We start from the raw sequence: 17,935 nt of genomic DNA, 5'->3' as shown, positions 1-17,935 counted from the left end.
TAAGCTAGATACGGTTTTAAGCATCCGAGAATGAGCATGACAAAGGAGGAAGTAAATGACTGATAACAACCAATTAGCCAAAACAATGTTTGAAAAAGTCTCTACTGTTATTTCGCTGCTATTTATCTTTGCTAATGTCATCTACTTGTTTACACAATGGAGCCAATTGCCTGAACAAGTACCCATTCATTTTAATGCCAAAGGAGAAGCGGACGGCTGGGGAAGCAAAGGGATGATCTGGTTTCTTCCCTTCATCACTTTGATTCTTTGGGCAGGTATGACAGTTTTGGAACGAAAGCCGAGTCTTTATAACATTCCTCATCTAACAGAGGAAAATAAGGACCAAATGTTTGCTAATACTAGACTTATGCTAAATACCATTAAAACGGAGATTATTCTTTTTCTTATCTATACTAGTTGGCAAAGTGTTCAATGGTCATATGGAAAGGAAGCAAGATTAGGCTATTTTGAACTGCCTGTCTTTCTAGTTGTTCTATTTGGCACGCTTGGTGTATTTCTTTATCGAAACTGTAAAATAAGAAAATGGGGCAATGAACTGTAAGAAAGATAGGCGCTATTTTCACTTGTTTTTCATTAAAAGGGATTAGCATAAAAAGAGAAGAGAAAGGAGGAGACAACATGAATATCCTCTTAGCTGAAGATGATGAGCAGCTTGGCGAATTAGTTGCTTTTATGCTAAAGAAAAAAGGAGGATACCGGGTAGAGTGGGTAAAGGAGGGGGAGGACGCTTATGACTATGCAGCTGCTTCCCATTATGATGTATTAATACTCGATTGGATGATGCCAAATGGAAGCGGAATAGACGTATGCCGCCGTTTACGAAAAGAGGGTTATTCGGGAGCGATACTCATGTTGACAGCGAAGGATACAGTGGAAGATCGGGTGGAAGGGCTTGATTCGGGTGCAGATGATTATCTCATCAAGCCGTTTGAAATAGATGAATTACTTGCACGGCTGCGAGCGCTATCCCGAAGAAATTATGCGCCAATCTTGGAAGAAACATTAGCGATTCAGGACCTTCTTCTTAACAGAACGAGCCAAATGATTCACTGTGGTGATGAAAGTATTCAGTTAAGCCCGCGTGAATTTCAATTGTTAGACTTGCTTGTTCAAAACAAAGGGCAGGTATTGCCGCGTGAAGTGATTTTAGACCGGATCTGGGGATACGATGCGGACGTATCTACAAAAACGATAGATGCAACCGTGAAGCTGCTGCGGAAAAAGCTAGACATCGTAGGAAAACAGCACCTCCTTCATAGCATTAGAGGGGTTGGTTACAAAGTTGAAAAATAAGAGTTTTTTGCGGCGGAAACATCAACAAGCAGATATCTTTAAGAATACACAATCTCGGCTTACTTTTTTCTATAGCGGTTTAATGGTATTGTTTCTCTCGTTATTCGTTATTATTGTTTATTTTCTAGTATATATAATTGTTTTAGAGGACCAAAAAAAGAGCTTGGAGAGCTAACTCACCACGAATCGAGAATTATTTTAGATTATTTGGCAGACAATGCGATAAAAGAATTGCAAGGCCTTGAAAGTCAGCAAATTGTTTTAGCTGGAGTCGATCAGTTTTTTTATTATGTAGTGGATACAGATGGAGACCTTATTATGGGACAGGAAACCATTCCTCAGATTCGCCCGGATTTATTGCAGCTTTTACAAGGTTGGATTCCGAGAAAAAATGACGTCCGTGAAGAAACACTACAGATCACTTTTCCGAAAAGAGAAGAAATAGGAAAAGGCCCGCATCGCATAGGAGATTCGCAAATGGTCAAGTTGATGATTGATGGACGGCCGCTTTTTTATAACGGACAGTTTATTGGGATGCTGTATATCGGAAAAGATATTTCATTTGCTTATCATTTATTTAAATGGCTCCTTGTTATTCTTACTTTGTTAGCTGTTTTGTTTTTTGGCATTGCTTTGTTTATTAGTCGGTATATGTCAAAGAAAGCGATGATTCCAATCTCTAAGGCATTTGCCCGCCAACAGGAATTTGTCGGTGATGCTTCACATGAATTGCGCACACCATTGAGCATTATGCTGTCATCAATTAATGCTATGGAAATGACGGATTCAATGAACGAAGATCCATTTGCTCGTAAGTTGCTCGTCAATATGAAGACTGAAGTGAAACGAATGACGAAGCTAGTGAGTGATTTATTGACACTTGCCCGCACAGATTCGGGAATGATGGAAAGACAGCAAGAGACGTTCGATTTTTTCAAGACTGCTGAAAAAGTGGTTGGATCTGTTCAGTCACTCGCCCAGGCAAAGCAAATCAGGCTGCATTTTGAGGCGTCTCCATCCATCCAGGTGAACGGTGATAGCGAAAGGCTTACTCAACTTCTCTACATTTTGCTTGATAACGCAATTAAATATACGCCAGACGGAGGTGAAATTTCTCTTCTCTTAAAGGGGCAGAAAAAGGAGCTGACTATAATTGTAGAAGACACAGGTATCGGTATTCCTTCTGCTGATTATGATCGTATCTTTGATCGCTTTTACCGTTCTGACAAATCAAGATCAAGATCGATGGGAGGCTATGGGCTAGGGCTCTCCATTGCTAAGTGGATTGTTTCTACTCATGGAGGCTCTATTGAGGTGGATAGCAAGCCTGAGCAAGGGAGTGTATTCACCGTGCGCCTGCCAATACGTGCCGAGGAGGAGAACGAGAAGCATTTTTCATCATAGAATTAATTTAAACGGAGGTTCTACAAGAATCTCCCTGTTTCATGTTTTTCTCTACTACTCTAGCATTTAGAGCAATGAGCTCTCCTTTGGTTTAGACCATTCTCCTTCAAGTGAGCGCTCTTTATTCAGTATTTAATAGGTAATTTTTTAGCTTTTAGAAAATAAAATTGATAAAATTGGAATTGGCATATTAAATAAGGATGATTCATCCAATTACTGGAGGTATTTGATGTTCAATAATGCATTGTTTGCGTCGGAAGGGATGATTGTTTTTCTTACTCTTCTACCTATAGTTATTAATATAATCCTTGTTGGATTCGGCATTTATTTCGCTATACAAGTGATTAAGTTTATGAATGCAAAGCTAAAGCTTGATCGGGAAAGGAATGAAAGGCTTAGCGAACTGCTTAAAGATGCCGGCCAATCTAAAGAAATAGAGTAGATTTTTTTCCTTTATGAAAGCCGTATAGTGATTCATCCTATACGGCTTTTAAAGATGCATACACCCCTAATTTTCCCCCCGTTGACCTTCCCAACCATCCTTCCTATTTAATTTATTTATTTTTATCTTTTCACCGTCTTTTCACCATTGTTTTTTAACATCAGTAATAGGTAAAAAAGAGGACAGTGAAAAGGAGAGAGTAGATATGTATGATGAGACAAATGAAAAAAACAAGAGAAAAGGGATACTTCAGCCGCTTATGACTTCGTTTACCGGTGCCATTGCCGGTGGGGTTGCAGTCTTATATTTATCGCCAATTCTTGGAGTAAATGGAGAGGTGCCGGCTGTGGATAAAGAGAAGGCCGCTGTTGTGGAGAATGATCAAGCTGCTGGTTCTGACCTAAATATACAGCCAACAGCGGCTTCCTCTACCAGCTTGGTCAGTGCGATTGATACAATCAATGAAGCCGTCGTGGGCGTAGTGAATCTTCAACAACAGTCAGCAAGCTTTTTTCAGGAAAATGGAAATATCGGAGAAAATGAGCAAGAGGCTGGTACTGGTTCTGGAGTTGTCTTTAAAAAGTCTGGTGCTAATGCCTTTATCGTGACAAACAACCATGTCGTTGAAGGAGCAGATAAGGTAGAAATAGTGCTTAATAATGGAAAGAAAGCGACAGCGGAAATTGTCGGAACCGATCCATTGACAGACTTAGCCGTTCTTAAAACAGACAGCAGCATTATCACCAAAGTAGCCAGCTTTGGTGAATCATCGAAGCTTAAGCTCGGTGAACAAGTAGCCGCAATCGGCAATCCGCTTGGCCTCGACTTGGCAAGTTCAGTAACACAGGGGATTGTGAGCGGGAAGGATAGAACTATACCTGTCTCTACATCAGAGGGACAGTGGGATTTAAATGTTATTCAAACAGATGCCGCTATTAATCCTGGCAACAGTGGTGGCGCCTTAATTAATAGTTCTGGACAAGTTGTCGGTATTAATAGCATGAAAATTGCAGAAAGCGGCGTGGAAGGATTAGGGTTTGCTATTCCAAGTGAAGATGTGGTTCCAATTATTGATCATCTACTGAAAGATGGAAAAGTGAAAAGACCGTATCTCGGGGTTAGCCTGCAGGATGTCGGTGATCTTCCTGCTACTGTACTGCAAAGCCAGCTTGATCTACCTGCAGATGTAAAGGAAGGAATAGTAATTGCCGCGATAGAGACCTCTTCACCCGCAGCAGCAGCTGGCCTTCAGGCTAAAGATGTGATCCAGTCAGTCAATGGGACGAAGGTTAGCGATACAAGCGACTTTCGAAAATATCTCTATTCCAAAGCGGAAGTAGGAGAAAAGATTAAAGTAGGATTGTATCGGAATGGCCAGCAAATGAGCATAACCTTAAAGCTTAATGAAAAATAAAGTAGCGAAAAAGTAGTCGCCCCATTGAATTTTCACCATCTTTTCACTATTGACGGATAAAGTAAATGTTGTGTCAGCCCCATTCATAAAGGAGGAATTTATAATGAAGAAAAACAAAGTATTCAGTTACGTAATGACAGGAGCTTTATCTTTAAGCATCTTAGGAGGAGCAGGAGCATCAGTATTGGCTGCTACCAATTCAACCTCATCGGTGTCTACGGTTCAGCAGGGAACAAATGCAAAAGCTTCGGAAGATCACACAACGGAGAAAAAAGTAAAAATGATCATGGATCAACTTAAATCTGATTTAGTTGAGCTAGGCGTGAAGATACCGGAAAGAGGAGACAAAGGAGACCTGTTTGCCAACCTGGATCAAGCAACGAAGAAAAAAGCCGAAGCCATTATGGAAAAGGAACGAGCGGGGACGATTACTCGTGAAGAGGCCCACGCGCAGCTTGAAAAACTGGGGGTGAAGATGCCGGAAAGAGGAGACAAGGGAGACCTGTTTGCTAACTTAGATGAAGCAACAAAGAAAAAAGCCGAAGCCATTATGGAAAAAGAAAGAGCGGGAACGATTACTCGTGAAGAGGCCCACGTGCAGCTTGAAAAACTAGGGGTGAAGATGCCGGAAAGAGGAGACAAGGGAGACCTGTTTGCCAATTTGGATGAAGCAACGAAGAAAAAAGCGGAAGCCCTTATTGCCAAAGCAAAGGAGCAGTTAGCGGAATTAGGAGTCGATCATCTTCCCTTTGAGAAACACAAACTGGACTGATAAGTAAATACTATGTGAAGAACCGCCTGGAGATTCTCCAGACGGTTCTTTTTTAGCTTATTTAACTTGTGGATCTTCATCCATAGTAATTTCGCATTCTGTTAAAGGAACGACTTTTGTTTTTTTGATGAATTTATAGCTAAACCAGACGATTAGGAATAACGGAATACCGAGATAGGAAGAAACTACATTCGTCCAGTCGATATGATCACCAAGAAAGGCTTGATAGTTCTGTGCCAATAATACGACAAGACAGATGCTGAATGCGAGAATTGGCCCCAATGGATACCACTTTGCCCGATAAGGAAGCTGATCAAGTGAATACCCTTGAGCTAAAAATGCTTTTCTAAAACGATAATGGCTTGCTGCAATCCCTAACCAGAAAATAAAACCGGTGACGCCAGCAGAATTTAGAAGCCAAATATAAATGACACCGTCTCCAAAGATGGAAGCAAGAAAAGCTAGTAAACCTACTAATGCAGTTGCTACAAGGGCCGCAACTGGAATGCCTCTTTTATTTAACACTCCAAAAAGCCGAGGGGCTTGTCCTTCTTTTGCCATAGCGTATAAAATCCGAGTTGAGGCGTATAAGCTTGAGTTCCCTGCAGACAATACAGCTGTCAAAATGACCGCGTTCATTAGGGAAGCTGCAAAAGCCAGACCAGCCTTTTCAAATACTAACGTAAATGGGCTTACCATAATGTCATCACTTTTAAGATTTTCATTTGTATAAGGAATGATTAACCCGATGACTAAAATGGCAAGCACGTAAAATAATAAAATTCTCCAAAAAATAGTTCGTGTCGCTTTGGGCACATTTTCGCGCGGGTTTTCACTTTCCCCTGCTGCGACACCGACGATTTCAGTTCCTTGGAAAGAAAAACCTGCTGCTAGAAACACACCAAACATGGCTAGAAATCCTCCGTGAAAAGGAGCATCACCAATAGTAAAGTTTTTGAATCCAACGGAATCGCCGCCATTCATAATACCAAAGATCATAAGAAAGCCAACAATAATAAAGATAATGATTGTAGTAACCTTAATAAAAGAAAACCAATATTCCCCTTCCCCATAACCTTTAACGGACAATATATTTAAGCCAAATATTAATAATAGAAATAAACCACTCCACAACCAGGATGGACTGTTTGGAAACCAAAATTTCATAACGAGGGTGGAGGCAGATAACTCAGCGGCAAGTGTAATCGCCCAGCTGTACCAGTAATTCCAACCTAGTGCAAAGCCAAGAGAGGGATCGATAAATTTAGTGGCGTATGTGCTGAATGCACCACTTGTTGGCATAAGAGCTGCTAGCTCTGCCAGACTGGTCATAATGAAATAGACCATCACGCCAATAATAAGATAGGCAAGCAAGGCGCCACCAGGGCCTGCTGAATAAATAGAAAAACCGCTGCCCAAAAAAAGACCGGTACCAATTGAGCCGCCCAGCGAGATCATCGTTAAATGTCTTGCTTTTAATCCTTTCTTTAATTCGCCGTTTTGGCCAATGCTACCATTTTGTAATGATTGATTGCTCATAGTTCTACCTCCAAGATGATTAAATACAAATGTTGCATGGTAACTATGCTTTATCTTAAATACCACCGCTAAGAGAAGTAGTAAACATCAAAATGTTGAAAGCGTATACATATCATAAATCGAAAAGAGTAAAAAAGAAAGAGGTTTTTTGTATTTTTTTGTCGGAAAATGTTGTATTTTTACTATGTGAAAAATGAATTGATAGATAACTTTATGAAAAATCCCCTCTCATTTGGTGAGAGGGGAGAATAAAAAGCTGTTAAACATATTATGACAAACGGGTGGCTTCTTTATTTGTCACTTCCAAAACATCAAGCAAGAAAACAAAGACCGGAATCCCGATAATTAACCCCCATACACCGAAGAAATGCTCCGAGAAAAGGAGGACAACGAACGTGTAGAAAACGGGCAGATCGGTTTTTGAGGACATCAGCTTTGGATTTAAAATATAAGCCTCGATTGCATGAATAATAGCGATGGCTATTATTACGTAGACGACTTTAATAAAACCGCCAATCGTATAGGCAATTAAACAGAGAGGGACGAGTGAAATGATGACACCGGCAACGGGGATAAGTCCCAGAAAGAAAATCATTATCGCCAATCCGAAGATTTGCTGAAATCCCATAATCGACAGTGCGATCACGGATAATAAGCAATTAATAAAGGCAATAATAAATTGTGCCTCAATCACTTTTCCAAAGGTACGTGTGAACTTTTTTCCGAAAAATTCAATTTCATAATAAAAAGGAGCAATTTTACTATCTTTAAATTTTTTGGTGAACTCTTGTAAGCGCGGTTTTTCTAAAAGGAAAAACAAGCTTAAGATTAAGGAAATGAATACATCAATGCTCGTCTTGCTAATATCGCTGAATGATTTGAGCAAGAAAGATACGCCATTCTCTAAGTAAGCATTAATTTGATCACTAGAGATGACTTTTTCAATGTAATTCATAAAAACATTATCGTGAGGCTGGGCATAAAAAGCGGTGATGCGCTTAATTAACTGGCCGATCTCTATCGTAATAATCGGCAGGTATTTCACGAGTCCAAATGTTAATAGACCCACGATGAGGGAATACATCAATAAAACGAGAAGCCTGCGGTTTAATGGGATGCGCCTAGCTGCAAATTCTACGAGACGGTCCATTAAGAAGGCAAAAATAAATGTAAGAAGGAGTAAATTAATCATGCTTCTCATTGCAAATAAAATCAAAATAATCAAACCGGCAATAATAATACGTTTAACGCTTTTTTTTTGGAAAAACCCTTTTATCTCATCCATCTCTACTATGACTCCTTAGCAAGTTTCTCACCTTTCAATACAGCCAATTACATTCTGTTCTTTCTATTTCATTATCAACTCGCGGGGGAAGTTTACAAGTATTTAAAGAGGTTTTTTTCATATAGGAATAATTAACAAGGCTGCCGTATCAGATATATGTATCAATAGTGTATGTTAACAGGAGTTGTCTCGTTTTTTCTTTTAGAGACCATAGCTTAAAACAGTAGAAAAGAAAATGATCTATTGTATGTTTATTGAGTAAGGGGGGCCAGAGTTCCTTCTTAAAGCAACCAGAAAATGACGTTTTTTAGTCATATTCTGCATGTGACTATTTTTCAATTACCGGGACGATTATAATAGATAAAATAGAAGGACGGGCAGAAAGTGACTTTTTAGTCAATTGTTCACTTGTCAGCTTGCAAAAACTTTATACTAAACTTTTTTTCTCTAAAATCAAATGTAATGAGAAGTGGGTCTTTTATGTTAGAATATTGTTATGAGTGAAAATAACATCGGTTTTTGAGAATATTTAGCGTAGGACCGCGAAAATAGTGGGAGGCAGCAACAGATGAGCGAAATGAATCATTTACAAAGAGATGCAATCAATGTGCTAAAGGAGACGAGCAGGACATTCTTTATTCCGATCAGTCAGCTTGCACCAGGGGTGCAGGAAGCCGTGGCTTCAGCTTATTTATGCATGAGAGCAATCGATGAGATTGAAGACCATCCGGAACTTGAGCCAGCATCGAAAAACAGCCTGCTAAACTCTATCAGCCAGATTTTGAAAGGATCGTTTAATACTGAAAAGTTCGAGTCTATTGTCGAGCCATATAAAGCCTTGCTGCCAGAGGTTACTTTACGGCTTGGTGATTGGATCAAGTACTGTCCGGCAACAGTTGTAGACACTGTTCTAAGTGCTACTTCGATCATGGCCAAGGGCATGGCAGATTGGGCAATGAAGGGATGGAAAGTAAAGGACGAGAAAGATTTGGACGACTATACTTTTTATGTGGCCGGCCTTGTTGGAGTCATGCTCTCCGATATATGGAAATGGCACGATGGCACAGAAACCGACAAACAATTAGCGATTGCTTACGGACGCGGATTACAGTCTGTTAATATTCTTCGCAACCATACGGAAGATCGAGAACGGGGAGTAAGCTTCTTCCCTGAGGGTTGGGAATTGGAAGATATGTTCAATTATGCTAAGCGCAATTTGGCTTTAGCTGATGTTTATATAGAAGGGATTAAATCCGGCTCTATTCTTAATTTTTGCAAAATCCCTCTCGCTCTTGCTCATGGGACGCTCCATGCTTTAGAAAAAGGAAAAGAAAAAATGAGCAGAGCAGAGGTAACAGAAATGGTGAGTCAAGTCATAGAGAAATAGGATCAAGGCAAAAAGCTGTTTCCACAGCTTTTTGCCTTTTTTTGATGAGAGGCAGTTATTCCCCTTTTGTTTGGATAACTTGGGCATGTTTTCCTGATGTGTCCTGCATTTTCTTTCCTTTGTTGCCCTCAAAGGAAGTTGGAGGTGAACCGGTCTCATTGGAAGCAAAGTGATTTCTGCTTGTTTTAGGCTTACTCATAATATCCCTCCTTTCGATAGATAGGTTTGCCAAAGTGAAGAGAAATAATTTATTTTTCTCCTATTTTCCTCCCTTCGGAATATTTTGTTTCAAAAACATTACAAAGATGTTTTTGTTGTTACAAAGATACAATAAAGCTACATAATTAGCCCTTTATTACCGAAAAGTACAATAAGAGTCGAAAATTGTATGTTTAGAAGTATATTTGTATGCTAGAATAAAATGGTAAAATTTGTGAAGGGAGACAAACTTGTGAAGAAGAGTTCTATTTTTATGGCGTTTGCCTTTTTCTTAATTATTCCTCTTTTTGGATTTCATACGACAGCCCAGGCGAGCGGCTTTACCGATGTACCTAATCGGGCGTTAAAAGAAGTCAATTACTTGGCTGAGGGAGGAATTGCAAATGGTTCATCAGCAACTATATTTGCTGCCGAGAAAGTGGTGACCCGCCAAGAAGCAGCTACTTTTATCGCACGTGCCTTGCAATTAGATGGAGCAAAACGTGAAACCGTCTTTAAAGATGTATCAGCAAGCAATTTTTCTTCAGGGTATATTCAATCAGCGGTAGATAAAGGCATTCTATCAGGCTATGACGGTGGAAGGTTTCTCCCACAGAAAGAGGTAACACGTGGCGAAATGGCCGTTATGCTCTCAAAAGCATTTGGTTATGAGTTTGGCGGAAGCCTTTCGGGTGCAGCGAACGCTTTAATGTCCCGTGGAATTGCAAGCGGTATGGAAGATGGTACATTTGGAGCGAATGAGCAAATTATCCGTGCAGACTTCTCTGTTTTTCTTGCACGTGCCATTAATCCTGAATTCCGTATAAAAAACACGGCCACCTTTACAAAAACATTTTGGGTAAACACCAATAATTTAAATGTACGTACAGGCCCATCTACAAGCTATCAAAAGAGCGGCTCATTACAGAAGGGTGTCAAAGTACTCGGCAGCCATGAAATCGGGAGCTGGATGTATATCAAATCAGAAAATATAATCGGATTTGTTCATAAAAGCTATCTGAGCAATACAGAGAAACCAGGCAACACAACGGATCAGCCAGCAACACCGGATAAAGACAATAACCAGGATAATGATGAGAAACCTGGGGTAATCGACAACGTAGATCCGCGTTTAGCTAATCAAATTATCGTTCTTGATCCTGGCCACGGCGGCAGTGATCCTGGAGCTTCTGGATTCGGCCTCAAGGAAAAAGATGTGGTCTTAGATACGGGACTGAAAACAAATGAACTATTGAAAAAAACACCGTTTAAAGTGTATATGACTCGCACAGGTAACACGTTCCCATCACTACCAGACCGCACGGCGTTTGCTAAAAGTAAAAAGGGCAATGTATTTGTCAGCATCCATGCGAATGCCAGCAACGGAGCGGGCAACGGTACGGAAACGTATTACTATTCAGCAGCAGCAACTAATCCTTACGTATCTGACAGTAAGCTGCTGGCGACTAAAATTCAGAAGCGCATGGTAGATGCTTTACAGTTGAAGAACCGTGGAGTAAAAACAGCTAATTATTATGTGATTAAGTATAATAGCATGCCAGCCGCTCTAGCTGAACTTGGTTTCATTGATAACGCAAAAGATAATGAAAAGCTAAAATCAGACTATTGGCGTACAGCTGCGTCTAAAGCTATCTATCTTGGCATTCTAGATTACTATAAAGAAAAAGGTTATCAAGTCGATTCTCTTTATAACGTAGCAAAATAATATTGAAAAGACGCTCTCTGAAAGCTCACAAATCTTGCTTTTAGAGGGCGTCTTTTTTGTGAGGATTTTCATAGCCAGACTCATCCGTTTTTGCCCGTTATGTCCTAATTAAGTTTCTAAAGGGGCATTTTAAATGGGTTACTAAAAAGTCATCCATCTATATTAAGCAAATGATTCCATTTTTTACACTGATAGAAAAATAATGCCAATGATTATGATAAGATAAATATAGATATTTTTTCAGGAGACGTTATTTATGAAGAAAAAAGCAATGGCTTCTTTTTTAATTGGATATACGCTTCTTTTTACAGGATCTGTTTATTGGCACGGGCAACAATTCTCACAGCCAATTGCAAGTGATGCTGGTCAATTGTTGCCAACGGCAGTGAAAAGCATCGAGCAGGCAGAAGGGGAGAAGCAACTCCAAGAGATGGTTCGACGGGCAAATCGAACAGGTGATAAACTCTCTATTGCTGGCATGCAGCATAGCCAGGGAGGTCATACCTATTATCCTGGTGGAACGATCATTGATATGAAAAAGTACAATAAAATTCTTCAGTTTGATCCGAAAAGGCAAACGATTACTGTTCAAGCTGGAGCTACATGGGATGATATTCAACGACGAATTAATCCATACGGGCTCTCTGTCAAAGTCATGCAGTCGCAAAATATTTTTACAATTGGCGGGGCGTTGAGTGTCAATGTCCACGGCCGAGATATCCATTATGGTTCATTAATTGATACAGTGGAATCGTTTCGGCTGCTAACTGCTGCAGGTGAGATTATCAACGTGAGCAGAGAAGAAAATAAGGAGCTGTTTCCACTTGTTATCGGAGGCTATGGTCTATTTGGGATCATTCTCGATGTTACGTTTTCATTAGCAAAGGATGAGCTGTATGAAACACATACAAGAGTGATAGATTACAGCCAATATTCTTCCTATTTTCAAAACGCTGTAAATAGCTCGCAAGTTAAAATGCATCTTGCCCGCATTTCGGTTGCACCTGACACCTTTTTACGAGAAATGTATGTAACAGACTGGACAAATGCTAAAGATGAACATAAATTGACTGCTTATAATCAGTTAAAAGAGGATCGGATCATTGCAGCACCAAAATTACTTCTTGGCTTATCCCGATACAGTGACTGGGGGAAAGATAAATTTTGGGAACTGCAGCGAACGTATATGAAAAAGGGAAATGGGAAGCTGGAAACGAGAAATAATGTGATGAGATCAGAAACAGCTTTTATGGAGTATGAAAGCAGCAGTCGGACAGAGGTGCTTCAGGAATATTTTGTTCCTGTCAGTGAATTTGCAGACTATATTGATGATTTGCGGAATGTTCTTGAAAATGAAAAGGATTTTAATTTGCTCAATATTACCGTCCGCTATGTAGGAAAAGATGAACAAGCTGTCTTGTCTTATGCGAAAGTAGATATGTTTGCCCTTGTTCTGCTCATTAATCAGGGGAGGTCTTCAAAGGATATGAAGCAAACGGAAGAAGTTATCCGTAAGATGATCGATATTACCCTTCAGCATAACGGCAGTTATTACTTGCCTTATTATTCCTACCCAACGAAGGACCAGTTTGATACTGCTTATCCGCATAGCAAAGAGTTTTTTCGCATGAAAAGAAAATATGATCCGGATGAGCGCTTCATGAACTTTTTTTACAGGGAGTATGGCCAATGAATTTTCAACGGTTTATATTGTCACAAAGCTTAATGATAATGGCTGGCAGCATGATTTTTCCTTTTTATGTTCTGCTATTGAGAAATGTGGGCGACAGCTATGCTCAATTTGGCTGGGCCTATGGCTTATTTGCCTTAACTTCTGCTCTAGCTTATCCGATGATTGGAAAAATGGCTGATCAGCTAGGCGATAAAGTGCTGCTTGTTACGTATACATGGGGGACGGCTGTTACTCTATTGTTTTTTCCGCTTGTTACCGAAGCATGGCAAGTATATATTCTGCAAATTGTCATGGGTCTGCTCGGTGCTTTGCAGAAAAATACGGAAAAAACAGCACTTGCCCGTCACGTTATGAAGGAGACAGCAGGAAAGCAAATTGGCAGTTATCATACATGGACGTCGATTGGGGCAGCTGTGGCGGTCATTTTAACGGGATATATCGTTGACTTCCTCACGATCGGAACGATCTTTTACTTGGCATCCCTTGTCTATGTGATCAGCGGGATGATTTTGTTAAAAAAAGACATGAGCTAAGTGATTAAGGCATTCTGCTGTTTGGCTGTATGAAAACAATGGTGTAATGGCTATTGTTCTTACCGCTGGAAGAAGAAGTCACACTGTTATGGACGAGGCAGAAGCGGTGGGGGAGTATGTGCTGGGGCATAATGGGCACCCTGCAGCTATCTTAATTGATGAACAATCAAGAAGTGCTGAAGAAGATCTTAAGCAGTGCAAAGAGCCTGCGAAGGAGACAAGGGATGCCCAGCTTTGCCATTGTCAGTCATCCTCTCCACATGATGCGGGCAATCATATTGGCAAGGAATACAGGAATCAGCGTTTATTCTTCACCAACTCCTCGTTCTGCTTATAAAAGTGCAGAGGCAGAATGGCTCTGTCTCTCTAGTAAATTAGTCGTGTGTTCATCAAACTATTTAAATAGTTTGAAACGAATAGCAGTGAGCCTGATTATCCATGGTGAGTACAGACTTATTGTCTGCCTTTCTTCTATATTATAACCAAATATACCACTATATTCCTATAGTATATTCTTCCCTTCACTGTTATTCTAAGATGATGATAAATAAAGGAGTTACGACAATCTAATGAATCAAGATGTACCACTTAAAAGCCTCATCCACAAAAATGAGCAAAAATATTTTTGGTTTGTTCTTCTTATAAGCCTTATTGCGTATGTCAGTTTAATCATTTCTATTGTGGGTATTGTAATTATTTTAGTCTTGATGGCCATTTCGCTATTTTTGCACGCCCTATCGATTGGGTATATACGGACGAATGCTGTCAAGTTGACAGAGAAACAATTTCCGCAAGTATATGAGCAAGTAAAAGAACTATGCCGAAAAATGGAGATTTCACATGTGCCTGACGTATATGTCCTAGAGTCTCAGGGCGTATTGAATGCATTTGCCACCCGTTTTTTTGGACGGAGCATGGTTGTATTATACTCTGAGATTTTTGAACTGTCAGAGAAACAAAATAGTGATGAATTAACGTTTGTTATCGCGCATGAATTGGCTCACATTAAGCGAAATCACCTGTCAAAAACAATGTTTATTCTGCCTGCTATGTGGATTCCGGGCATCGCTGAATTATACTTACGGGCTTGTGAATACACATGTGACCGGTACGCTGCATATTATATAGATAATAGGGAGGCGGCTAAAAAGAGTTTAACTATCCTTGCGGTCGGTAAGACGCTTTACGAACAGGTGAATAGAGATGAATATTTAGATCAAATCAATCATGAAGCGGGTTTTTTCGTCTGGCTGAGTGAGATTCTTTCTACTCATCCGCCTTTGCCGAAACGAATAAATGAGATTGCTTTGTTCTTTAATGAGCCTGAGGGAACAGTTATTGTAAGAAAAGCATCGAAGGTCGTTTGGCTCTGGATACCAGTGATTGCCCTGATTTTCGGTTTATTTGTGGCTGGTATGATATATGCTTTCGAGAAATTTGATGAATTTATCGCTTCCGATGACTATGAAAATTATGAAGAAGAGGAAGCTCATGCAGAGCCTATTCCGCCAATTATTGAAGCAACGGTAAAGGGAGATACAGCTGCAGTTGCTGCTTTTATTACAAAAGGCGAAGATGTTCACACGATGGATAATCAAGGATATACGCCGCTTCATTGGGCTGTGCTTGATAATAATAAAGAAATGGTCGATGAGTTGCTAAAAGCTGGAGCAGACCCTAACCAGGAAGACTATTATGGCATGACTCCTTTTACAAAGGCGGCCGAGCAAGGGAATGCAGAGATGGTGCAACGTCTGGCAAAAGCAGGAGGAGATCCGAATTATCAAAGTGAGGGAGAAGATGAGACGACTCCTTTAGTGCACGCTGTTTTTAGCGAAGATGAATCTACAGTGGCGGCTCTATTAAAACTAGGAGCTGATCCAACGTATAGAGACAGCGGCAACATGACGGCATTAATGTATGCAATTGAGACAGGCAATCGTAATATAATTGAATTATTAAAGAGAGAAAGTTAATCACAAAAAAGGAGAGAGCATTCAATGATTAGACAACCAGCAGGGTTTTGGAGAAGATTAGCTGCCAATTTGTTAGATGCACTTATTATTGGGGTTCCTTTATCCATTATTAGTTATTTTATTACAGGAGATTGGGATGGCGATACGTTTACGAATATATTGAATCTCGTATACGCTTTAATTATCCCTGTTGTCTGGTCCGGCTATACGGTGGGGAAAAAAATTATGGGCGTCCGTATCGCTAAAGTAAATGGGGGAAAACTAGGAATCGGTGCTATGTTGCTGAGAACAATTGTCGCCGGCCTTGTTTACGTATTAACTTTAGGTATTGGCCTTATTATCAGCGCCTTCATGGTCGGCTTGCGGGATGACAAGCGCGCCATCCATGATTTTATTGCCGGCACGTATGTAACCACTGAAGACATTCAAATAGAAGAAAACATCTCGCTCTAAGAGCTGGGTTCAGGAGCAAACGTCCGCTTTAAAAGTATATAAAAAGCTATCTCTTTTCAGAGATAGCTTCAGACTGTAGACAAACTCAATGAAATTCTAGAGTTTGTCTACAGTCCTTTTTATTTTGCTTGTGAATGGGGGCTGTTGATTTCCATTCCAGGCGCTTCGCTTTCCGCGGGGCGGGCGGTGAGCCTCCTCGCCGTGAAAGCGCCTGCGGGGTCTCACCTGTCCCGCTGATCCCGCAGGAGTCTTTGCGCCATCCATTTCAATCAACAGGGGTTACAAAGTTAGAGTAGCCGTACAACCATACCTGTTTTAAAATAAATAGATCAAACGCTTGAGGTGAGAAAGATGCTTTCGAAAAACAATCCAATCCAACGGAATCAAATAGAAATGATCGCTCTAGACCAGCTTGTACCAGAGAATCACCTGGTCCGTAAAATGGAGGCAGCGATGGATTTCTCTTTTATTTATGACTTGGTGGAAGGATTGTATGCGGAAGTGGGCTGCCCAAGCATTGATCCAATTATTTTAATTAAACTAATATTTATCCAATATGCCTTTGGCATTCGATCCATACGCAAGACGATCGAGGAAGTGGAAACGAATATGGCCTACCGCTGGTTTCTCGGTTATGGATTCCATGATAAAGTGCCGCATTTCTCTACCTTCGGTAAGAACTACGAGCGTCGCTTTAAAGATACCGACCTGTTTGAACAGATCTTCTATCGTATCTTAAAAATAGCTGCCGAGAAAAAGCTCATTAGTGCGGAGCACGTTTTTGTGGATTCCACTCATGTAAAAGCTAGCGCGAATAAGCGTAAATTTGAAAAGAAAATGGTTCGCAAAGAAACACGCGCGTATCAGGAACGCCTCCAAGAAGAGATTAATCAGGACCGAGAGGATCATGGAAAAAAGCCGTTCCCGCCAGATAAGTTCGATAAAGAAGAAACGAAAGAAATCAAGGAAAGTACAACCGATCCGGACAGTGGCTACTACGTTAAAGACGAACGAACCAAACAATTTGCCTATTCCTTTCACGCGGCCGCAGACCGTAAGGGATTCGTAATTGGCACAATGGTCACACCAAGCAACACACATGACAGCCAGATCTTAGAGCCGTTAATGGAGAAAGTGATAGAAAAGGTAGGAAAACCTAAAGCTGTTGGTGCAGATGGAGCTTACAAAACACCTGCCATTGCCAGTTATTTAATGGAAAACGGCATGACACCTGCTTTGCCTTATACACGGCCGCGCACAAAAGAGGGCTTCTTCAGAAAGCATGACTATGTGTACGATGAACATTTTGACTGTTACCTTTGTCCGGCAGGGGAAGTATTGAATTACTCAACGACGAATAAGGAAGGCTATCGTGAATACAGATCACCCAAACAGGTTTGTACCTCCTGCCCTTTTTTAGCTAAATGCACGGAAAGCAGAGATCATCAAAAAGTGGTGACACGCCATATTTGGCAGAAATATATGGAAGAGGCCGACCATCTTCGCCACCACGAAGAAGTTAAAGCGATTTATGCGGAGCGAAAAGAAACGATTGAGCGTGTATTCGCAGATGCAAAAGAAAAGCATGGCATGCGTTGGACAACGTTAAGGGGACTTAAAAAATTGTCGATGCAAGCGATGCTTACTTTCGCTGCCATGAATCTCAAGAAAATGGCCAGCTGGACTTGGCGAGAACCAGAAATGGCTTAAATGATGACCTCGGAGAGGTCTATCTTTCTCTCGAATGGCTTTAAAACTACCGAAAAATCAAAAGGGGTTCGGAATAAGACTATTCCGAA

General features: G+C 40.6%; 17 protein-coding genes. 14 read left to right on the top strand and 3 right to left on the bottom strand.

What is annotated here, in order from left to right; all coding sequences use genetic code 11:
* Positions 1–55 precede the first annotated feature (55 nt).
* From CJ483_RS07570 to CJ483_RS07545, 6 genes are all read left to right on the top strand, one after another.
* Positions 56–562, top strand: coding sequence for a DUF1648 domain-containing protein (locus CJ483_RS07570; RefSeq protein ID WP_120033675.1), 507 nt, complete (start codon positions 56–58; stop codon positions 560–562).
* Positions 563–639: 77 nt separating this feature from the next.
* The gene (locus CJ483_RS07565) at positions 640–1,314 is read left to right on the top strand and encodes a response regulator transcription factor (RefSeq protein ID WP_120033673.1); all 675 of its coding nucleotides are present in this window, start codon (positions 640–642) and stop codon (positions 1,312–1,314) included.
* Positions 1,315–1,545: 231 nt separating this feature from the next.
* Positions 1,546–2,718: a sensor histidine kinase gene (locus CJ483_RS07560; RefSeq protein WP_259455588.1), complete on the top strand. Its 1,173-nt coding sequence runs from the start codon at positions 1,546–1,548 to the stop codon at positions 2,716–2,718.
* A gap of 229 nt (positions 2,719–2,947) precedes the next feature.
* Positions 2,948–3,160 carry a hypothetical protein gene (locus CJ483_RS07555; protein WP_120033671.1) on the top strand — a complete coding sequence of 71 codons (213 nt, stop codon included), beginning with the start codon at positions 2,948–2,950 and terminating at the stop codon, positions 3,158–3,160.
* A gap of 205 nt (positions 3,161–3,365) precedes the next feature.
* A complete protein-coding gene (locus CJ483_RS07550) occupies positions 3,366–4,574 on the top strand; it encodes a S1C family serine protease (protein WP_120033669.1) in 1,209 nt (402 codons plus the stop codon).
* Between the two features lie 103 nt (positions 4,575–4,677).
* A complete protein-coding gene (locus tag CJ483_RS07545; protein ID WP_120033666.1) occupies positions 4,678–5,346 on the top strand; it encodes a hypothetical protein in 669 nt (222 codons plus the stop codon).
* Positions 5,347–5,403: 57 nt separating this feature from the next.
* Here the strand turns inward: CJ483_RS07545 and CJ483_RS07540 are convergent, their stop codons facing one another.
* Both CJ483_RS07540 and CJ483_RS07535 read right to left on the bottom strand, forming a co-directional pair.
* Positions 5,404–6,885: an amino acid permease gene (locus CJ483_RS07540; RefSeq protein ID WP_120033664.1), complete on the bottom strand. Its 1,482-nt coding sequence runs from the start codon at positions 6,883–6,885 to the stop codon at positions 5,404–5,406.
* Positions 6,886–7,153: 268 nt separating this feature from the next.
* The gene (locus CJ483_RS07535) at positions 7,154–8,170 is read right to left on the bottom strand and encodes an AI-2E family transporter (protein WP_120033661.1); all 1,017 of its coding nucleotides are present in this window, start codon (positions 8,168–8,170) and stop codon (positions 7,154–7,156) included.
* A 568-nt stretch (positions 8,171–8,738) separates the two neighbouring features.
* Between CJ483_RS07535 and CJ483_RS07530 the strand changes: the two genes are divergently transcribed.
* Positions 8,739–9,557, top strand: a complete 819-nt coding sequence (locus CJ483_RS07530; RefSeq protein WP_120033659.1) for a squalene/phytoene synthase family protein — start codon at positions 8,739–8,741, stop codon at positions 9,555–9,557.
* 55 nt (positions 9,558–9,612) lie between these two features.
* On the opposite strand, the gene CJ483_RS07525 is transcribed toward CJ483_RS07530, so the two are convergent.
* Positions 9,613–9,756: an acid-soluble spore protein N gene (locus CJ483_RS07525; protein WP_120033657.1), complete on the bottom strand. Its 144-nt coding sequence runs from the start codon at positions 9,754–9,756 to the stop codon at positions 9,613–9,615.
* Between the two features lie 252 nt (positions 9,757–10,008).
* Here CJ483_RS07525 and CJ483_RS07520 point away from each other — a divergent pair, with 252 nt between their 5' ends.
* From CJ483_RS07520 to CJ483_RS07490, 7 genes are all read left to right on the top strand, one after another.
* Positions 10,009–11,481 carry an N-acetylmuramoyl-L-alanine amidase gene (locus CJ483_RS07520; protein WP_259455587.1) on the top strand — a complete coding sequence of 491 codons (1,473 nt, stop codon included), beginning with the start codon at positions 10,009–10,011 and terminating at the stop codon, positions 11,479–11,481.
* A gap of 256 nt (positions 11,482–11,737) precedes the next feature.
* On the top strand, positions 11,738–13,174 hold the full coding sequence (locus CJ483_RS07515) for an FAD-binding oxidoreductase (protein ID WP_120033653.1): 1,437 nt from the start codon (positions 11,738–11,740) through the stop codon (positions 13,172–13,174).
* Entirely contained in the window at positions 13,171–13,707 is a 537-nt protein-coding gene (locus CJ483_RS07510) for an MFS transporter (protein WP_120033651.1), read from the top strand. The genes CJ483_RS07515 and CJ483_RS07510 overlap by 4 nt, the downstream gene beginning before the upstream one ends.
* Before the next feature lie 46 nt (positions 13,708–13,753).
* A complete protein-coding gene (locus CJ483_RS07505; RefSeq protein ID WP_142927217.1) occupies positions 13,754–14,044 on the top strand; it encodes a hypothetical protein in 291 nt (96 codons plus the stop codon).
* 232 nt (positions 14,045–14,276) lie between these two features.
* Positions 14,277–15,683 (top strand): M48 family metallopeptidase, encoded by a 1,407-nt coding sequence (locus tag CJ483_RS07500; protein ID WP_120033647.1) that lies wholly within the window; start codon positions 14,277–14,279, stop codon positions 15,681–15,683.
* Positions 15,684–15,707: 24 nt separating this feature from the next.
* Entirely contained in the window at positions 15,708–16,136 is a 429-nt protein-coding gene (locus tag CJ483_RS07495) for an RDD family protein (protein WP_120033645.1), read from the top strand.
* A 351-nt stretch (positions 16,137–16,487) separates the two neighbouring features.
* A complete protein-coding gene (locus tag CJ483_RS07490; protein ID WP_120033642.1) occupies positions 16,488–17,846 on the top strand; it encodes an IS1182 family transposase in 1,359 nt (452 codons plus the stop codon).
* Positions 17,847–17,935 lie beyond the last annotated feature (89 nt).

The organism is Bacillus sp. PK3_68 (assembly GCF_003600835.1).
In the GTDB taxonomy this organism is placed as follows: domain Bacteria; phylum Bacillota; class Bacilli; order Bacillales; family Domibacillaceae; genus Pseudobacillus.
This window is presented reverse-complemented; position numbering and strand designations above follow the sequence as displayed.